General features: G+C 70.8%; 13 protein-coding genes. 5 read left to right on the top strand and 8 right to left on the bottom strand.

What is annotated here, in order from left to right:
* Positions 1-154 precede the first annotated feature (154 nt).
* Together O7632_RS31690 and O7632_RS31685 are read left to right on the top strand one after the other, a co-directional pair.
* Positions 155-3,298, top strand: coding sequence for a helix-turn-helix transcriptional regulator (locus O7632_RS31690; protein ID WP_278119690.1), 3,144 nt, complete (start codon positions 155-157; stop codon positions 3,296-3,298).
* 279 nt (positions 3,299-3,577) lie between these two features.
* Positions 3,578-4,342 (top strand): DUF5995 family protein, encoded by a 765-nt coding sequence (locus O7632_RS31685; protein ID WP_278119689.1) that lies wholly within the window; start codon positions 3,578-3,580, stop codon positions 4,340-4,342.
* Between the two features lie 65 nt (positions 4,343-4,407).
* On the opposite strand, the gene O7632_RS31680 is transcribed toward O7632_RS31685, so the two are convergent.
* Positions 4,408-4,848 (bottom strand): helix-turn-helix domain-containing protein, encoded by a 441-nt coding sequence (locus O7632_RS31680; RefSeq protein WP_278119688.1) that lies wholly within the window; start codon positions 4,846-4,848, stop codon positions 4,408-4,410.
* Between the two features lie 125 nt (positions 4,849-4,973).
* Here O7632_RS31680 and O7632_RS31675 point away from each other — a divergent pair, with 125 nt between their 5' ends.
* Both O7632_RS31675 and O7632_RS32335 read left to right on the top strand, forming a co-directional pair.
* Complete coding sequence (locus O7632_RS31675; RefSeq protein ID WP_347403617.1) at positions 4,974-5,711, top strand: NAD(P)H-binding protein; 738 nt, start codon at positions 4,974-4,976, stop codon at positions 5,709-5,711.
* Positions 5,708-5,887 carry a hypothetical protein gene (locus O7632_RS32335; RefSeq protein WP_347403616.1) on the top strand — a complete coding sequence of 60 codons (180 nt, stop codon included), beginning with the start codon at positions 5,708-5,710 and terminating at the stop codon, positions 5,885-5,887. Before O7632_RS31675 ends, O7632_RS32335 begins: the two co-directional genes overlap by 4 nt.
* 10 nt (positions 5,888-5,897) lie before the next feature.
* Here the strand turns inward: O7632_RS32335 and O7632_RS31670 are convergent, their stop codons facing one another.
* The 5 genes from O7632_RS31670 to O7632_RS31650 are packed head-to-tail and all read right to left on the bottom strand — an operon-like array spanning position 5,898 to position 11,555.
* On the bottom strand, positions 5,898-6,779 hold the full coding sequence (locus O7632_RS31670) for a Dam family site-specific DNA-(adenine-N6)-methyltransferase (RefSeq protein WP_278119685.1): 882 nt from the start codon (positions 6,777-6,779) through the stop codon (positions 5,898-5,900).
* Complete coding sequence (locus O7632_RS31665; RefSeq protein WP_278119683.1) at positions 6,730-7,236, bottom strand: NUDIX domain-containing protein; 507 nt, start codon at positions 7,234-7,236, stop codon at positions 6,730-6,732. Before O7632_RS31665 ends, O7632_RS31670 begins: the two co-directional genes overlap by 50 nt.
* Before the next feature lie 15 nt (positions 7,237-7,251).
* Positions 7,252-8,715, bottom strand: a complete 1,464-nt coding sequence (locus tag O7632_RS31660) for an ATP-binding protein (RefSeq protein ID WP_278119681.1) — start codon at positions 8,713-8,715, stop codon at positions 7,252-7,254.
* Positions 8,712-10,370 carry an FAD-dependent oxidoreductase gene (locus tag O7632_RS31655; protein WP_278119680.1) on the bottom strand — a complete coding sequence of 553 codons (1,659 nt, stop codon included), beginning with the start codon at positions 10,368-10,370 and terminating at the stop codon, positions 8,712-8,714. Before O7632_RS31655 ends, O7632_RS31660 begins: the two co-directional genes overlap by 4 nt.
* Positions 10,371-10,388: 18 nt before the next feature.
* The gene (locus O7632_RS31650; RefSeq protein WP_278119678.1) at positions 10,389-11,555 is read right to left on the bottom strand and encodes a nucleotide disphospho-sugar-binding domain-containing protein; all 1,167 of its coding nucleotides are present in this window, start codon (positions 11,553-11,555) and stop codon (positions 10,389-10,391) included.
* 125 nt (positions 11,556-11,680) lie between these two features.
* Between O7632_RS31650 and O7632_RS31645 the strand changes: the two genes are divergently transcribed.
* On the top strand, positions 11,681-12,637 hold the full coding sequence (locus O7632_RS31645; RefSeq protein ID WP_278119677.1) for a 50S ribosomal protein L11 methyltransferase: 957 nt from the start codon (positions 11,681-11,683) through the stop codon (positions 12,635-12,637).
* Here O7632_RS31645 and O7632_RS31640 read toward each other — a convergent pair.
* Entirely contained in the window at positions 12,619-13,794 is a 1,176-nt protein-coding gene (locus tag O7632_RS31640) for a 4-hydroxybenzoate 3-monooxygenase (RefSeq protein ID WP_278119676.1), read from the bottom strand. The genes O7632_RS31645 and O7632_RS31640 overlap by 19 nt on opposite strands.
* The gene (locus O7632_RS31635) at positions 13,791-14,768 is read right to left on the bottom strand and encodes a hypothetical protein (RefSeq protein ID WP_278119675.1); all 978 of its coding nucleotides are present in this window, start codon (positions 14,766-14,768) and stop codon (positions 13,791-13,793) included. The genes O7632_RS31640 and O7632_RS31635 overlap by 4 nt, the downstream gene beginning before the upstream one ends.
* Between the last annotated feature and the right edge of the window lie 604 nt (positions 14,769-15,372).

Below are 15,372 nucleotides of genomic sequence, written 5' to 3'. Positions count from 1 at the left end.
CTGCGCTGGGGCGGTGCCTTGTTCCGCTCCGGGGTGGATCTGGTCCGGACCAAGCGGACCGACGTATGGAACGGATGGCTGAAACGGTCCCAGCGGGGGATCGGCCTAGGATCTGTAGAACGACGTATGTCAGATACTCACACCCTTTATGTCGGTGATCGGATTGACACAGTCACGCGATGGCGGCTCGCTCGCCTGGAGCTCCGACGAGGTCCCCTTCGTCGGGCGTCAGGAGCAGCTGCGGATCCTGCACGAGTCGCTCCGCCGGGTCGAGCGGGGAGACACCGCCGCTGTCTTCGTCATGGGCGAGAGCGGCATCGGCAAGACGAGGCTGCTGACCGCCGCCAGCGATCGGCTGCGTACCGCCGGCGCCCTGGTGCTCACTGGTGCATGTCTGGACATCGGGGACGCGTCCCCGTTGCATCCGTTGCGGCAGGCATTACGGCGCTATCAGCCTGATCCCGGGCGCCGGGGCGCGCTGTCCACCGCGGCGGTGCGCGACCTGATGGCGGTCCTCGATGGCGACACCCGGGACCCGGACGGCGCCGGTGCGCTGCTGGAGCGGCTGTCCCGTGGTCTGGGCGCGGTGGCCGACGGCCGGACCCTGGTCCTGGTCGTCGACGATCTGCAATGGGCCGACCTGACCACCCGCCACCTGCTGCTCTACCTGCTGGCGGGGCTGAGCGACGTACGGTTGCTGCTGCTCGGCGCGGCGCGCACCGAGACGTTGCAGGGTGACGATCCGATCCGGCGGATGCTGTTGGAGCTACGCCGGTCACGGTCGCGATCGGGCGCCGTACACGTGTTGGAACTGGCGCCGTTGGACCGGGCGGAAACGGCGCGGCTGGTCGACGAGATCGCCGGTGACCAGGTGGACGCCGACGTGGCCGATTCGGTGTGGCGGCGCAGCGGCGGGGTGCCGTTCGTGGTCGAGGAGCTGGCCCGCGACGCCCGCGACGGCCGGGTCGGTCTGTCCGAGACGCTGCGGGAGATCGCGCTGTCGCACATCGACGCCCTACCGGCCGACGCCCAGCTCGTGTCGCACGCGGTGGCGGCCGGCGTCGAGCCGGTGGCCCACGAGCTGCTGGCGAGCGTGGTCGAGCTCGCCGAGGATCGACTGTTGACGGCGGTACGGGACGCGGTCGGGCAGCGGGTGCTGCTGTCCGAGACGGACGGCTACCGCTTCCGCTACCCCTTGATCCGGGAGGTGCTGGAGCCCCGGTTGCTGCCGGGGGAGCGGGTGCGGCTACACCGGCGCTACGCCGAGGCGCTGGCCGCCGGCCCCTCCGGTGACCTGCAGCACGCTCGGTTGGCGCACCACTGGCGGGAAGCCGGCGAGACGACCCGGGCGCTGCCGGCGGTGGTCGCGGCGGCCGAGGAGGCCGAGCGGTTGTACGGTTTCGCCGAGGCGTTCGAGCACTGGGCCAGCGCGGTCGATCTGGCCAATCATGTCCCGCCGGCCTGGCTGGTGGAGTTCGACGCGACAACGCTGGGGCGTCGGGCCGCCGAGGCGGCGCACCGCAGCGGCGAGCACGAACGGGCGTTGGCCCTGTTGGAGCAGTTGGCCACCAACCTGTTCGGTCCGCCGCCGTCGTGGCTCTACACGTTGCGGGCCCGCTACCTGACCGCGGTCGGTCGTCTCGCCGAGGCCGAACGCGAGTACGACCGTACCCTGGCCGCGCGGGACGTGTCGCCGAGCGAGCGGGTGGCTGCCGCCGCCCACTCCGCCGACCTGCTGCTGCAACTGTGCCGGTACGGCGAGGCCGGCCGGCGGGCCCGGGAGGCGTTGGAGTTGGCCGCCGGAGTGCCGGACGCCGCATCGGCGATGGTGCTCGCCGGGGTCACGCTCGGCTACAGCCAGGCCTATCTCAACGATCCCGAGGCCGGCAAACACGCGGTACGGCAGGCCCGGTGCACCGCGGAGTCGGCGGGCGGCCCGGCGGACGTGGCTGTCGCCGACCTGCATCTGGCCGAGCTGCTCAGCGGACCGCTCAACGAATTGGAGGACGGTGTCGCGGTCGCCCGTCAGGGTGCCGAGCGGGCCGAACGGGTCGGTCTGGCCCGGACGTACGGCACCCGGTTGTTGTCGGTCGCGGCCAACGGGTTGTTCCGGCTCGGCCGGTGGGCCGAGGCCGAAGAAGTGATCACCGCCGCGTTGCGGCACCGGCCGTCCGGGGCCGACGCGGTCGAACTGCTGCTGGCGCGGTGCCGGATCCACGTCGGATTCGGCCATCTCGACGGCGCGGAAGCCGACCTGGAGGCGATCGAGACGCTGTTGGCGGCCGGCGGCGGGGTCCGGCACATGCTGCCGTTGTTGACGCTGCGCGCCGGGCTGGCGATGTGGCGTCGCCGGTATCCGGAGGCGCGGGAGGCGGTGCAGCAGGGGATCGAGCTGGCGGAGAGCCGGTCGGACGACGTCTGGTTGCAGGCACCACTGGTGTGGCACGGGCTGCGGGCCGAAGCCGAGGCACGGTCCAATGGCGAGCCGGCCGACACTCAGGCCGTACGGCGGCTCGTCGGGGTGGTCGAGCGGATGGAGCGCAGCAGTACCACGGACACCGCCGCGCCGGTGCGCGACGCGGTGATCGGCTACCGGGAGCTGTGCGCGGCGGAGATCAGCCGGATCGAGGGCAGGTCGGATCCGGCACTGTGGGCACGGGCGGCCGAGGTCTGGGAACGGCGCAGTCATCCGTACCCGGCGGCGTACGCGCGGTTGCGGCAGGCGGAGGCGATGTACGCCGTCCGTACCCGCAACGCCGAAGCGACTCGGGCGCTGCAGATGGCATTCCGGACCGCCCGTCGGCTCGGCGCGCGCCCGTTCACCGAGGAGATCCAGGCGCTTGCCGCGCGTGCCAGGGTTACCTTGTCGGCCGGTGATCCGGAACCGATGCCCGAGGTGGACAGCCAGGAGCCGGTGACGCTACGGACCGGGCTGACCAGCCGGCCGGCCGCCGGCTCGACCGCCGGCTCGACCGCCGGCTCGACCGCCGGCTCGACCGTCGGCGAGCGGGTCGCGCGGGCGTTGGGTAACGAACGGGTCGGGCGGTCCGCGATGACCGAGCGGACCAGTCGGGCGTTGTCCAGCGGCGCGGCCGACGAGTTGGCGGTGCTCACCGACCGCGAACGTCAGGTGCTGGAACTGGTTGCCGAGGGACGGACCAACCGGGCGACCGCCGAGGCGTTGTTCATCAGCGAGCGTACGGTCGGCGTGCACGTCTCGAACATCCTCAACAAGCTGCAGGTCAAGACCCGAGTCGAAGCGACCCGGGTGTACATGCGTAATCAGCCTCGTGGATAGCGGTGGCGATTGTCGCCGTAGTGGCGGAAATCTGACTGGTAACCTGCCAGTCCGGGTCGCTCGCGTCGCCGTCCGGCCAACCCGGGCCAACCGGACGACGGCGCCGCCCGGAGAAGCGAACACCGGGCCTGCCGGGTTTGGCCAGTCCACATGCGTCATTGCGCCGATACCTCGGGCTGGCGTCGGCCTGGCACCCTGGGACCGGCCGCGCCGGTAGTGTCCTGTCTCGCCGGGTGGCCCGCCCGAGGGCCCAGGGCCACTGCAGACCGGAGGTGTTCGATGCCCGAACTTCGCTGGGGCCACGTACACGACGACATCCTCGAGATCCTCACCCATCGACCGACCGACGTCGCCGGTGTCGTCGAGGACCTTGCCCAGCTGCAGGTCCTGCTGGAGGCGGCCACTCCGGACGACAGCGAGAACCCGGTGGCCGACTTCAACCACCTCTACTGGGTGATCACCAAGACGATCCGGGACCGGCTGGACGAGGGGGCGTTCGCTGACCCGGATTTCCTGACTCTGCTCGACATCGAGTTCGCCGAGCGCTACTTCGCCGCTCTGCGGTGTTGGGGCAACCGGACCGACACGCCGATGGCCTGGCAGGTGCTGTTCAGCCGGTTGCGGGACGAGAGCATCCGATCGTTGCCGTCCGCCGCGGCCGGGGTCAACGCACACATCAACTACGACCTGCCGTTCGCCCTGCTCAGCACCTGGCACAAACTCGGGTCGGGACCGGACAACGACGAGCAGCACCGGGACTACCTGTACATCAACGAGATCTTCTTCGACCGGATCCCGGACCTGCGCCGTAGCTACCTGAGCACGTGGCAGATCTGCATCGATCGGTTGAACGGCAAGATCGACGATTGGTACCAGAACCGGTTGGTCGAGTTCACCCGCGACATCGCTTGGCGCGACGCGGCGCGGATGTGGCCGACTCGGCACGACCCGGAAACCATGGAGCGGGAGCGGGCCCGGTTGGACAAGCACACCGCCTTCATCGGGTGGGCCCTGCTGTCGCCGGTGGCCAGCATGCTGCAGTAGCCGGCCTCTTGCTGCAGTAGCCGGCCTCGCGCGGGAAGATGTCCGCGCCGGTCGGTCGGTGCGGATCAGGCAGGCTGGTCGAATCGGGCCCGTGCGGCCAGCACCGTCGGCATCTCCGCTTCCACCAGTTCGATGAGTTCGGTCAGCTTGCCGGCGATCCGCTGGCCGAGCGGCGTGAGACTGTATTCGACCCGGGGTGGGATGGTCGCCTGCACATCCCGGAGGACCAGGCCGTCCCGCTCCAGCGCCTGTAGCGTCTGGGCCAACATCTTTTCGCTGATGCCGTCGACCCGTCGACGAAGCGCGTTGAAGCGGTAGCTACCAGCGAGCAGCGCACTAAGTGCGAGTATGCCCCATTTGCCCGATACGTGGTCCAGGGTGGTTCTGGACGGGCATCCTCGGGCGAACACGTCGGCGATCAACTCGTCCGTGGGGTCGGGCGAGCGTGGGTCGGGCGTGTGTGGATCGGTGAACGGGGCGTCGCTCGTGCTGGACCGGCGAACCATTCCTCCAGCGTAACCGTCCGCTGGCACCTACCTGCTGACCGTACTCACCGTCTGATGGCACCTTCCAAAAGTTAGTGCAATCGTTCAGGGGGCAGGTGAAGCAGTACGTCGACCAGGGAGTCATCATGATCACCGTTACCGCAGCCTCCGGCCACCTCGGCCGGCTCGTCCTGACCGAACTCCTCGACCGGGGAGTGCCACCAGAGCAGATCGTCGCAGCGGTCCGAACACCGGAGAAGGTCGACGACCTCGCCAGCCGGGGCATCCAGGTCCGGTTCGCCGACTACGACCAGCCGCAGACCCTCACCTCGGCCCTCGCCGACACCAGCAAGCTGCTGTTCATCTCCGGCAGCGAGGTCGGGCAACGGATCGAGCAGCACCGCAACGTGGTCGAGGCCGCTCAAGCGGCCGGCGTCGGCCTACTCGCCTACACCAGCATCCTCAAAGGGGACACCAGCAGCGTTCCACTCGCCGTCGAACACCTGGCCACCGAGCGGCTCATCCGGGCATCCGGGCTGCCGTTCGTCCTGCTGCGCAACGGCTGGTACGTCGAGAACTACACCGAGGCCGCCCTCGGCCCCGCCGTGGACAGCGGAACCATCCTCGGTGCCGCCGGCACCGGCCGGGTCGCCGCCGCCACCCGGCGGACTTCGCCAGCGCGGCCGCCGCCGTCCTCGTCAACGACGCGTCCGCCAACTCCGCGTCCGCCAACTCCGCGTCCGCGAACCCGGCCGGCACGGTGTACGAACTCGGCGCCGACGAGCCCTTCACCCTGGCCGAACTGGCGGCCGAGATCAGCCGGCAGAGCGGCCGTCAGGTCACCTACCAGGACCTACCGGCCGAGACGTACGCCAAGACCTTGACCGAGGCCGGCGTACCGGAAGGGTTCGCGACCGTCCTCGCCGCCGCCGACGTCGGCATCGCCCGAGGCGAACTGACCACCGACAGCGGTGACCTGAGTCGGCTCATCGGCCGACCGACCACCTCGCTGGCCGAAGCGGTCCGCCGGGGACTGGCGGCCCTGGCCCACGCCGGCTGACCGACCAGCCTCAGCCGGCGGGCGCGGCCGCCGTCGCGGGGGCCGACGGCGGCAGCGGATAGTTGGTGACGATCAGGTCCCGGCTGCCCCGGTTCGCCGCCCGCAGGTTGATGTCGCGGCGGGTCGGCATCGGCGTGATCATGAAGTCCGCGCCGAACAACTCCCGGACGAACGGCGTGTCGCTGTTGGTCAGCGTCAGCCACACGCCACGGCCGGCGGCCCGCCGCATCGCGTCCCGCAGCCGTACGTGGTCGGCCTCGCCGAACTGCTCCGGGGTGTACCGCTTGAAATCCGCCCACCCACCCGACGGCACGTACGGCGGATCCAGGTACACCCAGTCGCCCGCGTCTGCTTCGTCGAGTTGTGTGGTGAAGTCCGCCACCCGCAGTTCGGCCCGGGCCAGCAGGCTCGCGGCGCCCAGCAGGATCGCCCGGTTGTAGTAAGGGCGGTCGTAGGCGCCGTACGGCGTGTTGAACTGCCCCCGGCGGTTGACCCGCCACAACCCGCGGAAAGCGGTCTTGTTCAGATAGATGACCCGTACCGCGCGCTCCAGGTCCGAGCAGTCCGCAGGCGACCGGTGGCGCATCGCCGCGAAGTGCTCGGGGGTGTTGGGCTGCTCGTCCAGCAGCCGCATCACCGCCTCCGGATCCTTGGCAACCATCGTGAAGCAGACGATCAGCTCGGGGTTGGCGTCGCTGAGCACCGCCCGGCGGGGCGACAGTTCGAAGAACACCGCGCCACTACCGAGGAACGGCTCCCGGTAGACGCCGGTGAAGTCGGGGGCGGCGGCCACGATCGTCGACGCGTACCGGGTCTTGCCGCCCGCCCACTTGAGAAAGGACCTACCCGGCGCGGTGGTGGTACTCGTGGATCTGCCGCCGGACCCGATCATGGGCCGGATCATACCCACCGCCCTCGGCTGACTCGCGTCGATCGGCGGCCGGGCCCCAGGCATACTGCGGGGAGGCGAGGAACTCGGCGAGTAGGCTGGCCGAGCCCGGGGCGAGCGGGCGGCCGTCGGTGATCTGGTCCGGCAGCAGGAACAGCATGGCCGCTCCTTCGCCGAGGAGCACGTCCCGCTGCCGGGCCCGGGTGGAACCGTAGTAGTAGTGCCCGGTCCGCCCGGGCGTCAGCTCACGCCGGCAGAACAGCCGCAGTCCTCGCTCCGGTCGTAACCCGGTCTCCTCCCACAGTTCCCGCCAGGCGGTCTGTTCCGGTGTCTCGCCGGGCTCGCAGTGGCCACCAGGCACACACCAGGTGTGCGGATGGCTGGGTGCCTGCCCGTCCCTGAGCTGTAGCAGGATCGCGCCTGCCTGGTCCACCAACAGCACCGCCGCGACGTCGCCCACCTCACCAGTGTGCGGCTATCCGGCGGTGAGCGGGAGCAGCACGCGAAACGTGGTCCGCCCGGGTCCGGATTCCACCCGGATATCGCCACCGTGCTTCTTCACCACGATCCGGTATGAGATGTCTAGGCCGAGTCCGGTGCCCTCGCCGATCGGCTTGGTGGTGAAGAACGGCTCGAAGATCCGGGGTCGGACCTCGGCCGGGATGCCCGGCCCGGTGTCGACGATCTCGACCGACAGATGGTCGTCGAGCCGCCCGGTGCGCACGGTCAACACACCGGGCGAGGTGTCGAAGCCGGTCGACGCCATCGCGCCGAGGGCGTTGTCGATCAGGTTGGTCCACACCTGGTTGAGCTCTGCGGCGTACGCCGCCACCGGCGGCAGCGAGCGGTCGTAGTCGCGCTCCACCCGTACCTGGGCCGGGATCTTGCCGGTGAAGATGGCGAGGGTGGCGTCGAGCAGCTCGTGCACGTCCACCGTCTGATGCGGCGCCCGGTCGAGCTGGCTGTACTGCTTGGCCGCGCCGACCAGCCCGGAGATCCGACCGACGGCGTCTTCGATCTCGCCGAGCAGCAGCTCGGTCTCGACGGTGTAGGCCAGCCAGCGTACGGCCGGCATCAGGTCGGCGGCGTCGACCGCCGCCGCCACCTCCGCCAGGCCGTCGGCGTCGAACCCGCCGGCCACCAGCGTCGGCGCGATCTCCCAACCCTCCGGTACGGCGTGGTCGTCCAACCAGTCGGTGAGCTCGTCCTCGGCGTCGCTGGCCTCCAGCGCCGACCGCTTCGGTGCCTTGGCGGCCCGCTGCACGGCGGCTTCCTGCAGCCCCACCAGCCGGCGCAGCTGGGCGCCGTCCAGCCGCCCGTCGGCGACCATGCCCAGCTTCTGCCGCATCCCGGAGATCCGTTCCCGCAGGACGGCGGTGGCGCGGACGGCGGCGGCGGCCGGGTTGTTGAGCTCGTGGGTCAACCCGGCGGTGAGCGAGCCGAGCGCCAGCAGCCGCTCCCGTTCGCCGATCACCGTCTGGTTGGTGCGCATCGCCACGAAGAGCCCGTCCAGCAGATGCATCGCCATCGGGAACCACTGCCGGATCGCGGTGGCGAATGCCTGCGCCGGCAACGCGAACAGCGAGACGTCGGTGAGCGCCCGCATGGTGTTCGGATACACCTGCTCCATCCGGTCGCCGGCGTACGCCTGGGTGGCTCCCGCGTACGCGCCCCGATGGTCGCTGCGGGTCACCTCGACGTCGGCGCCCCGGACCCGGCGGGTCAGCGCCACCGAGCCGGCGAGCAGGACGAAGAAGCACTCGGCCGGGTCGCCCTCGACGTAGACGGTCGAGCCGCTGGGGCGGTGCTGTACCCGACCGAGGGCGGAGATCTCGGCCAGCTGCTCCTCGGTGAGCGATTCGAACAGGAACAGCTCGCGCAGCCGCGCCGGGTCGAGTCGATCGCCCGCCGTACCGCCGTCGTGGTCGTCGTCGTTCACTGGGCCGCCAGGTATCGATGGGCGAGGGTGACCACCAGCGCGCCCTCGCCGACCGCCGAGGCGACCCGCTTGACCGACTCGGATCGGACGTCGCCGGCGGCGAACACTCCGGGCACGCTCGATTCCAGCAAGTATGGCTCGCGTGGCAGCGACCAGCCAGGCGGTCGCCGTCCGCCGGCGGTGAGGTCCGGCCCGGTGACGATGAAGCCGCGATCGTCGCGGACCACGGTGTCGCTCAACCAGTCGGTACGCGGTTCGGCCCCGATGAAGACGAACAGCCAGGACGTGTCGACGTCGCGGGTGGTGCCGGTCGCCACGTCCCGCAGGGTCAGCTTCTCCAGGTGTCCGTCGCCGGCACCGGCGACGACCTCGGTGTACGGGTGTACCTCGATGGTGTCGATCCGGTCGATCTGGTCGATCAGGTAGCGCGACATGGACCGGCTCAGGTCCTTGCCCCGGATCAGCATGTGCACCCGGTCGGCGTGCCGGGAGAAGTAGACCGCCGCCTGCCCGGCGGAGTTCGCACCGCCGACGATGTAGATCTCCTGGCCGTGACAGTTGGGTGCCTCGGTGGCCGCCGAACCGTAGAACACGCCCCGGCCGGTCAGTTCGGCCAGACCCGGCGCGTCGAGCTGGCGGTACGACACCCCGGTGGCGAGCACCACGGTGTGTCCGGCGATGGTGCTGCCGTCGGCGAAGTGCAGCAGGCGGGTGGCGCCGGCGGTGCTCAGGCGGACCGCGTCGCGGGTGGTGAGCAGTTCGGTGCCGAATTTCAGGGCCTGCCGCCGGGCCCGGTCGGTCAGTTGGGCGCCGGAGACGCCGTCGGGGAAGCCGAGATAGTTCTCGATCCGGCTGCTCTGTCCGGCCTGTCCGCCGGTGGCCTGCCGTTCGATCAGCACGGTACGGAGGCCTTCGGAGGCCCCGTACACCGCCGCGCCGAGCCCGGCCGGTCCGCCGCCGACCACGACCAGGTCGTAGAACTCCTGCGCCGGGGTGGTGCGCAGACCGACCTGGGTGGCCAGTTCGTGCTGGGACGGGCAGCGCAGCACGGTGCCGTCGGGGCAGATCACCACCGGGATGTCGGCCGGGCTGGCGTCGGCCGCGGCGAGCAGCCGGGCCGCTTCCGGGTCGTCGGCCAACAACCAGCGGTACGGCACCAGGTTGCGGGCCAGGAAGTCCCGTACCTCGAACGAGGGTGCCGACCAGCGGTGGCCGACCACCCGCAGCTCGTCGGCCGAGCCGGCCGGGGTGGCCAGCCAGGATTCGAGCAGGGCGTCGCAGACGGGGTACAGCTTCAGTTCCGGCGGATGCCAGGGCTTGAGCAGGTAGTGGTCGAGGTCGACGACGTTGATCGCGTCGATGGCCGCGTCGGTGTCGGCGTAGGCGGTGAGCAGCACTCGGCGGGCCTGCGGGAACAGGTCCATCGCCGCTTCCAGGAACTCTATGCCGTTCATCTCGGGCATCCGGTAGTCGGCGAGCAGCAGCGCCACCTGCTCGCCTCGGAGCTTGATCTCCCGCAGCGCGGTCAGCGCCTCCGCGCCGGAGCCGGCCCGCACGACGCGGTAGCGGTCGCCGTAGCGGCGGCGGACATCGCGGGCCACGGCGCGGGAGACGCTGGGGTCGTCGTCGACGGTGAGGATCGCCGGGTTGGTCACGGCACCAATGAAAGCACCTCACACCCGCTGGTGGCTGCGGTGCGCCGCCAGCTGTCCGGCGACATCGACGGGTGTCGGTAGGTCGGCCATCAGTGCGGCGGCCCGACCGACCCCGCTGGTCGCCGGCCCGTCGGCGAGCAGCGCGTCGAGGTGGGCCGGGGTCACCGCCGCCGGGTCGCACCACATCCCGAGGCGGTGCCGGCCGACCAGTTCGGCGTTGCCGAACTGGTCGGCGCCGTGGGGGAGGACGAGTTGGCCGACACCGGCGCAGATCGCGGTCATCATGGTGCCGGATCCGCCGTGATGTACGACGGCGTGGCAGCCGGCGAGTGCCGGCAGCAGCGGGAGCCAGCCGGCCACCCGTACGTTGGCCGGTAGCGTGGCCAGCGCGGAGAGATCGGGTCGTTCTCCGGCGGCGAGGACGAAGTCGGCGTCGACCTCGGCGGCGGCGTCGAGGGTCCGCCGCAGCCCGGCCAGCCCGGCCAGGGCCGGCACCACCGTGCCCAGGGTGATCAGCACCCGGGGGCGGTCCGGGAGGCGCCACAGCCAGTCGGGGAGGGCGCCGCCGGCGTTGTACGGCACGTACCGCATCGGCCAGCCGTCGCCGTCGCCGCTCATCAGTTCGGCCGGTGCCAGGTGCAGCACGACCCGGTCGGGAAGTTCCAGGGGTACGTCGAGCCGGGCGTACACATCGGTCAGGTGCGGCAGGAAACGGGCCGCGAGGTCGTCCTCGCGCAGCAGGTTGAATCCGTGTTCGACGGCGGGTACCCGCAGCGCGCGGGCGGTGAGCGGCCCGACCGGATGCAGCCGGGAGTGCACCACCAGGTCGGGTCGCCAGCGTCGGGCCAGGGCGAGGGTGCCGTCGGCCATCAGGTCGGCGATCCGGCTGAAGCTCTCCAGCAGCAGGGTGTCGATGCGGCTGCCGGCGGCGGCGATCCGCTGGCCTCGGGCGCGCATCCAGGCGGCCCGGTCGGCCGGGGTGCCCTGGCCGGCGCGGAACACCGCGCCGACCGGGGCACCCGGGGCGACGTCGGCCACCGGTAGGCCGGCCTGGGTGGCGCCGTTGACTCCTTCGGCGGTGGTGGCGACCAGTACCTCGTGTCCGGCGGCGCGCAGGGCCCAGGCCAGCGGGACGGTCGGGAAGAGGTGTCCGGCGCCGGGCGGGCTGGCGAACAGTACGCGCATCACCGCGTCCTTTCCATGGTTGACACAGGATGTCGACAATGGATAGTTTATCGGTATTGATGCCGGTTTGACGATGCGGGTGTGGCGTCCGTGTCGTCCCGGTTCCACCAGAATGGAGAGCTGGGATGGCCGCAGCGGCGGATGTGCCCTTCACCCCGGACCTGCACCTGCGTCTGCTGCTGAGCATCGACCGTGGTCACAACGTGCAGCGGGCCGTGCGGGCGGCGGTCGCGCCCGGCGCGCGGGTGCTCGACGCCGGCACCGGCAGCGGCCTGCTGGCCATGATCGCCGCCGGAGCCGGGGCCGGTCACGTGGTCGCCGTCGACCGCCACCACGTGACGTTGGCCCGGACCGTCGCCGCGCACAACGGCCTGGCCGACCGGATCACCTTCCACGAGGCCGACCTCGCCGCACTCGGGCCGGCCGACCTCGGGGGCCGGTTCGACGTGTTGATCGCGATGATCCACACCAACCACCCGTTGATCGACGAGGAACGGTCCCGGCTGGTCCTCGACCTGCGGCACCGGTTCGGCACCCCGGACTGCGTGGTGATTCCCGGCGAGGTGCGCTACCAGGCCACCGGCTGCGAGCGGCTGGACTGGGACCTGGCCACCGAGCTGACCGACCTCGACCAGGCCGGCGAAGCGCTGCGCGGCGCGTACGGTCGGGACTTCGGGCCGCTGGTGGACGCCGTCCGCCACGGGGTCGCGATGCGCGGGGCCCGACCGGCCAAGGCGGTGGCCCACGCGTGGCGCTCGCCGACCAGGTCGGGCGCGCTGCGCTTTCCGCGCGGCGACGTCCGGCTGCTCACCGCCGCCCACGACTGGGTCAGCTTCGACTACCAGGCGGCGACCTTCCCCGGCTTCCCCGACGAGGTACGGCTGGTCGCCACCACCGCCGGCCGGCTCACCGGGGTCATCTGGACCCAACAGCTGCGGTACGCCGGACAGCCACTGTGGACGAGCGAGTCGTACAGCCCGCTCGCCACCGCCCGGCTGGTAGACGAGGGCCAGGAGGTGACGCTGCTGACCGGCGACCGGTGGCGGGCGACCAACATCCTGAGTCACCACCAGCCGACGTAGTCCTCCAGGAAGGCGGCGAGATAGGCCGGCGAGTCGACCAGCCGGGCCAGCCGCGCCGCCTGCACCCGATGCAGGAAGGCTGCCGCCGGCGTACCGTAGCCGGGCGTGTTGACCAGGTCCATCATCCAGTGCACGAACTCCTGTGCCCGCCAGATCCGGGCCAACCGCAGGTCGGAGTAGGCGTCGGCGCGGCTGTGGTCGCCCGAGGTGAACCGGTCGATCAGCCCCAGCGCCAACTCCTCGGCGTCGGCCAGCGCCAGGTTGAAACCCTTGCCGCCGACCGGCGGCACGATGTGCGCCGCGTCGCCGACCAGAAACAGCGAGCCGTATCGCATCGGTGCGCAGACCAGGCTGCGCATCCGTACCGTGCCGGTGGCGGTGATCGGCCCGGTGTGCAGGGTCCACGGCTCGTCGACCGCCAACCGGATGCCGATCTCCTTCCAGATCCGGTCGTCCGGCCAGTCCGCCCGGGTCTCCTGCCGGCCGCACTGCAGGTAGAACCGGCTGACCGTCGGGGTCCGCCGGACGTGGACGCAGGCACCCGACTCGTGCAACGCGTTGATCACACAGTCGCTCGACGGCGGCGCTTCGGCGAGCACCGACAGCCAGGCGTAGTCGTACTGGTAGTCGTAGCTGCGCAGGGCGCTGCCGGGTACGGCGGACCGGGCCACGCCGTACTCGCCGTCGCAGCCGGCCACCACCTCGCAGCGCAGTTCGCCCCGGCCGTCGGCGAGGCGGATCAGGGGTCGTCCGGTGAGGTCGGTGATCGCCTCGGCCGGGGTGTCGAACCGCAGGTCGCCACCTTCGGCCAGGTAGATGTCCACCAGGTCGCGCACCAGGAACTGTTGCGGGTAGATGTAGTGGCTGCGTCCGTCGGCGAGCGGTTCGTACCGGACGGGGTGGCGGCGGCCGGCCGAGCGGAACTCGACGGCGTCCTCGACCGCGCCGGTACGCAGCAGGTTGTCGGCGAGGCCGTGCCGGCGGAGCAGCTCCACCACCCGGTGCTCCACCGTCGCCCCCCGGGCCCGGTTGGCGATGTACTCCCGGTCCCGCCGTTCCAGCACGACGCACTCGATGCCCGCCCGGCGCAGCAGCACCGCCAGCAGCATGCCGGCCGGGCCGGCACCGACGATGCCGACCCGCGTCTGCTCGGTCAACCTTGCCCCCTGACGTGGTCGGTGGTGGTGTGGCCGCGAAGGGCGAACAACCGGGCCCGCATCATCTGGCGGACCACGTGGACACCCGGTTGGCTGTGGCGCCCGGCGGACCGGGCCGCCATCCGCAGGCTGGGCAGGACGTCGCCACCGAACCGGGAGCAGATGAGCTGGTGCGCCTCGTACGCCTCGACGGTGGCGTCGACGAACTCCTCGAACGCGCTGTCGACGATGTCGGTGCCGATCTTCGACCGCATCACTCGTACCTCGGCGAACAGGCTCATCAGGTAGGCGTGGTCGCGGGTCTGCAGACCGCTGAAGCCGGCCCGGACCGCTGGCGGGGCCATCGCCGGCCGGATCAACCGTTCGTAGTCGACGGGGGTGAAGTCGCAGGTGAACCGGAAGGCGGCGGTCGAACTGCGCATGAAGGCGGCGGCCACACCGAGCGCGTCCCGGGCGTCGGCGGCCCGGCCGTCGGCGCTGGCCCGCAGGAAACCGGTGAGCCCGACGATCGAACCCTGCATCAGCGCGAAGAAGAGCTGGTGTCCGACGAGCCACCGCTCGCCCGCCGTGGTGGACACCTCGTCGAGCAGTTGCGGGGTGGTCGGCCCGGCCGGTGCCGCCGGTAGCGCGGCCTGATCAGCACCGATACCTGATTGGCTGCCATGCGCCGCGTAGTTCAGCAGGCTATCCAGTCCGTCGGACAGGCGCGCGAATTCCTCGAAGCTGAGAGCAGAAAGGCCGTTTTCTTGCGCATTACTGGATACCGCCAGGTGTGCCATTCGTAGGCCCTTGAAGAAGGTCACGCCTGGTTGGCTACGGGTCCGTACGACCCGGAAGTAGCGGTCGTGTTCCTGATAGTCGGCCTCAGGCGAGCCGACCTCGGCGGTGGTCGACGACTGCGCGGTGTCGGTGTCGGACCGCTCCGGCTGTTCGGGAAGGTCTGGCCGCTCGCCCGGAAGTCCTTGCGTGTTCAAGTGTTCCGGTCCGCCGCTGTCGCCGGTGACGTTCGTGCGGTCCTCTGCGCCGAGGATTGCGAGGTGAAGCTGCTGCCGATCCGACGGCAACAGTTCCGGGTACGGAAGACACAGTGAGCCATCAGACACAGGGTCAGCCCTTCTGGTGGCTTTCCGGGCAGGGGGTGGTATCGCGATAACTTGCCGACGAACAGGACGAACTACCCCCGTCCGTCGGGCATTAACAATGCGGCAAATTCTTGCGGCAGCCGTGATCTCTGTCAATCCCCGAGTGGATGTCTAGTTCTTGAAGGCGGCATTTTTGCACGTCAATGCGGGTGGCGTCGGTCCGAGGTGTGTTCGTGGGGTACTGCTGTCACTGTCACACCCCGGGGCCGGTGGCACGCCGCGGTTTCGCGCCGGTGCGGGCCATGCGCATCGGCGGGCATCGCGACGTGACGCCCCGCCGCCGAAGGCCCGGCGGCGGGTGCGGTTGCGGTGTGTGGTCGTGTCGGGGTCCGACGTCAACGTCTCGCGCCCTGACGAGCGGTCGGCCCTGCGGGGCTACCGCCTTTGCCGGCCGGTTGTCCTCCGGCCGGACGGCGGCTTGTCCTCCGGCCGGACG

The organism is Solwaraspora sp. WMMD406, assembly GCF_029626025.1.
GTDB lineage: Bacteria > Actinomycetota > Actinomycetes > Mycobacteriales > Micromonosporaceae > Micromonospora_E.
This window is presented reverse-complemented; position numbering and strand designations above follow the sequence as displayed.